Here is a 4,888-nt window from a genome sequence, read left to right as displayed (position 1 = left end):
GGCGGTCCGTGCCTCGGGCGTCTTCGGGCGTCGGCTGGTCCGGGCCGCCCGCGCCGCCGCCCCCGCCCGGGGATGGTCGCCGCGCGGCACGGTGCTGATCACTGGCGGTACGGGTGCGCTGGGTGGGCGTGTGGCCCGCTGGCTCGCCGGTGCGGGTGCGGAGCACCTGGTGCTCACCAGCCGCCGTGGTCTCGACGCCCCCGGCGCCGCCGGTCTCAAGGCCGAGTTGGAGGAGGCGGGCGTGCGCGTGACCGTGGCCGCCTGTGACGTGGCCGACCGCGAGGCGGTGGCCGCGCTGCTCGCCGAGCACCCCGTCAACGCCGTCGTCCACGCCGCGGGCGTCGGCGGCCACGCCATGATCGACGACTCCGACCCGGCCGGGTTCGCCCGCACCGTGGCGGCGAAGGCCGCGGGCGCCATGCACCTGGACGAACTGCTGGCCGGTCAGGAGCTCGACGCGTTCGTCATGTTCTCCTCGGGCGCCGGTGTCTGGGGCGGCGCCAGTCAGGGCGCCTACTCGGCGGCCAACGCCTACCTGGACGCCCTCGCCGAGTACCGGCGGGCCCACGGCCGTACCGCGCTCGCCGTCTCCTGGGGCGGCTGGGCCGAGGGCGGCATGGCCGGCGTCGGCGACGGAGAGGAGATGCTGCGCCGCCGCGGCCTGCCCCCCATGCGGCCCGCCCTCGCGATCTCCGCGCTCCAGCAGGCGCTGGCCGACGGCGAGACCACCCTCACCGTCGCGGACTTCGACTGGGAGCGGTTCATCGGCCCGTTCACCGTCACCCGCCCCAGCGCCCTGCTCTCCGACGTACCCGAGGCGCGCCGCGCCCTGGAGGCCCCGGCCTCCGGCGGCGCCGAAGCCGGCAACGCGCTCGCCGCGAAGCTGACCGCGCTGCCGGCGGGGGAGCGGGACCGCACGCTGGTGGACCTCGTCCGCACGCACGCGGCCGCCGTGCTCGGCCACGACGGCGTCGCGGCGGTGGAGCCCGGCCGGGCGTTCAACGACCTCGGCTTCGACTCGCTCACCGCCGTAGAACTGCGCAACAAGCTCACGGCCGACACCGGCCTGAAGCTGCCCACCACGCTGGTCTTCGACTACCCGAACGCCACGGCCCTGGCCCGGTTCCTGCGCGCCGAACTGCTCGGTTCGCAGGGCGCCGCGGAGCAGGAGCGGCACACGGCCGCCGCCGGCGACGAGCCCATCGCGATCGTGGCGATGAGCTGCCGCCTCCCCGGCGGCGTCGACTCGCCCGAGGCCCTGTGGCAGCTCGTGACGTCCGGCGGCGACGCGATCTCCGGCTTCCCCGAGGACCGCGGCTGGGACGTCGAGAACCTCTACGACCCCGACCCGGGCACCCCGGGCAGGACGTACACGCGCGACGGCGGATTCCTCCACGACGCGGGCGACTTCGACGCCGCGCTGTTCGGGATCTCGCCGCGCGAGGCACTCGCGATGGACCCCCAGCAGCGTCTGCTGCTGGAGGCCTCGTGGGAGGCGTTCGAACGGGCCGGCATCGATCCGGCCTCCCTGAAGGGCAGCCGCACCGGCGTGTTCGTCGGCATGTCCTACCAGGGCTACGGCGCGGGCCTCCCGGAGGTCCCCGAGGGCGTCGAGGGCCACCTGCTCACCGGCAGCGCCGCGAGCGTCGTCTCCGGGCGCGTGGCCTACTCGTTCGGCCTGGAGGGCCCCGCCGTCACCGTGGATACGGCGTGCTCGTCGTCGCTGGTCGCCCTGCACCTGGCCATCCAGTCGCTGCGGGGCGGCGAGAGCACGATGGCCGTCGCGGGCGGTGTGAACGTCATGGCCGTACCGGCCGCGTTCGTGGAGTTCAGCCGGCAGCGTGGCCTGTCGCCCGACGGCCGCTGCAAGGCGTTCGGCGCCGGCGCCGACGGCACCGGCTGGGCGGAGGGCGTGGGCGTGGTGCTCGTGGAGCGCCTCAGCGACGCCGTGCGCAACGGCCACGAGGTCCTCGCGGTCGTGCGGGGCAGCGCGGTCAACCAGGACGGCGCGTCCAACGGCCTGACCGCGCCGAACGGTCCGGCGCAGCAGCGGGTCATCCGCCAGGCACTGGCCTCCGCCGGGCTCACCGAAGCCGATGTCGACGCGGTGGAGGCGCACGGCACGGGCACGACGCTGGGCGACCCGATCGAGGCGCAGGCGCTGATCGCCACGTACGGCCGGGAGCGGCCGGCGGACCGGCCGCTGTGGCTGGGCTCCCTGAAGTCCAACATCGGCCACGCCCAGGCGGCGTCCGGCGTGGCCGGTGTGATCAAGATGGTCATGGCGATGCGCCACGGCGTCCTCCCCCGGACGCTGCACGCGGACGAGCCGACGCCACACGTGGACTGGACCGCGGGCGCGGTACGGCTGTTGACGCAGGCCGTCGACTGGCCGGAGACGGACCGCCCGCGCCGGGCCGCCGTGTCGTCCTTCGGCGTCAGCGGCACCAACGCCCACACGATCATCGAGCAGGCCCCGGCGGCCGAACCGGCCGCCGTCGCACCGGTCGAGGTCACCTCGGCGACCGTGCCGTGGGTGCTGTCCGGCAAGTCCGAGGCCGCGCTGCGCGCCCAGGCCGAGCGCCTGCTGTCCCTCACCGCCGAGGGCACCGAACCGTCCCTCACCGCCGACCTGTCCCTCAGCGCCGACGGCACCGAACCGTCCCTCACCGACGTCGGCTTCTCGCTGGCCACCACCCGGGCCGCGCTGGAGCACCGCGCCGCCGTGGTCGGTGCCGACCGCGGCCGGATCGCGGAGGGCCTGCGGGCCCTGGCCTCGGGGTCGCCCGCTCCCGGCGTCGTCCTCGGCCGCGCCGACGCCGGCCAGGTCGGGTTCCTGTTCTCCGGGCAGGGCTCGCAGCGCATCGGCATGGGGCGTGAGTTGTACGAGGCGTTCCCGGCCTTCGCGGAGGCGTACGACGAGGTGTGCGCCCACCTCGACCGGCACCTCGAACGGCCGCTGCGGGACGTGGCGTTCGGCGAGAACGGTCACGAGGACGGCGAGGAGCTGAACCGCACCGCCTTCACCCAGCCCGCGCTGTTCGCGCACGAGGTCGCCGTCCACCGGCTGCTGGAGTCCTGGGGCGTGCGGCCGGACTACCTGGCCGGACACTCCGTGGGGGAGATCGCGGCCGCGCACGTGGCCGGGGCCCTGTCGCCGGCGGACGCGGCCACACTGGTGACGGCGCGTGCCGCGCTGATGCAGGCCATGCGGGGCGGGGCGATGATCGCCGTCGAGGCCACCGAGGACGAGGTGCGGCCCCACCTCACCGACGACGCCGACATCGCGGCGATCAACGGCCCGCGGTCCGTCGTGGTCTCCGGAGCCGAGGACGCCGTAGCGGCCGTCGCGGACCTCTTCGCCAGGGAGGGCCGCAAGACCTCCCGGCTCACCGTGAGCCACGCGTTCCACTCGCCGCTGATGGACCCCGTGCTGGAGGACTTCGCGCGCGTCGTCGGCGGTCTGCGCTTCGAGACGCCCCGGATACCGGTCGTCTCGAATCTCACCGGTGAGCTCATCGACGCCTACACGGCGGACTACTGGGTCCGGCACGTCCGCGAGGCCGTGCGCTTCGCCGACGGTATCCGGACGCTGGGCGAGCTGGGCGTGACCACGTTCGTGGAGACCGGCCCCGGAGCGGTGCTGAGCGCCATGGCCCAGGGCTGCCTGGACGGCGCGGTCACCGTTCCCTCCGCACGGTCCGGCAGCCCCGAGCCCGAGGCGATCACCGGCGCAGTCGCGCAGCTCCATGTGCACGGCGTCCCCGTCGAATGGCAGGCGTTCTTCGCCGGCCGCGGCGCCCGGCGCGCCCACCTGCCCACCTACGCCTTCCAGCACCAGAGGTACTGGCTGGAGGCCGGCGCGCCCGCGGCCGCCGCCGCGAGGACCGACGCCGTGGAGGCCGGGTTCTGGGAGACGGTGGAGCGCGAGGACGCCCAGTCCCTCGCCGCCATCCTCGATCTGCCCGCCGAGCAGCTGGACGCGGTGCTGCCCCGGCTGTCCGCGTGGCGCCGGCAGCAGCGCCGGGAGTCCGCCGTGGAAGGCTGGTCCTACCGCACGGGCTGGAAGCCGCTCAGCGGCCTCAGGGCCCGCGAACTGCCGGGCGACTGGCTGTTCCTGGCCACCGAGGACACCTCGGCCGGAGAGTGGAGCGCCGCCGTCGCCGACGGGCTCGCCGCCCGCGGGGCCCGGCTGGTTCGGGTGGCGGTCGATTCGGCCGCCGACCGCGGCGCGCTGCTGCGGCAGCTCGGCGACGCCGTCCGGGAGACCCCGGTCGACGGCGTGATCTCCCTGCTCGGCACCGACGAGCGGCCCCACGCCGGACGCCCGGCCCTCTCCGTCGGCACCGCGCTGTCCCTCGCGCTCGTCCAGGCCCTCGGCGACGCGGGCATCGACGCCCCGCTGTGGGTGCTGACCAGGTCCGCCGTGTCCACCGGCCGTGCGGACGCGGTGCCGAGCGCCGCCCAGAACGCCGTGTGGGGCCTCGGCCGGGTCGCCGCGCTGGAGCACGCCCCGCGCTGGGGCGGTCTGGTCGACCTGCCGGACACGGTCGACGACCGGGTCGCCGGCCGCCTCGCCGCCGTCCTCGGTCAGTCGGCCGAGGACCAGGTCGCGATCCGCGCCCGCGGCGTGTTCGGCCGCAGGCTCACCCGCGCGGCCGCCCGCCGGAACACGCGGGCGGGGCAGGGGTGGTCGCCGCGCGGCACGGTGCTGATCACCGGTGGTACGGGCGCGTTGGGCGGGCACGTGGCCCGCTGGCTCGCCGGCGCCGGTGCCGAACACCTCGTGCTCACCAGCCGCCGTGGCCTCGACGCGCCCGGCGCGGCCGAGCTCGTCGCGGAGCTGGAGGCGACGGGTGTCCGTGTCACCGTCGCCGGGTGCGACGTC

Annotated in this window: 1 protein-coding gene; it reads left to right on the top strand. The window is 75.9% G+C overall.

The window, feature by feature from the left end:
- Positions 1 to 4,888, top strand: a 4,888-nt coding sequence (locus ACWEN3_RS41555; RefSeq protein ID WP_452982441.1) for a type I polyketide synthase, incomplete at both ends; no start/stop codon positions are given.

The organism is Streptomyces sp. NPDC004561, assembly GCF_053602155.1.
This window is presented reverse-complemented; position numbering and strand designations above follow the sequence as displayed.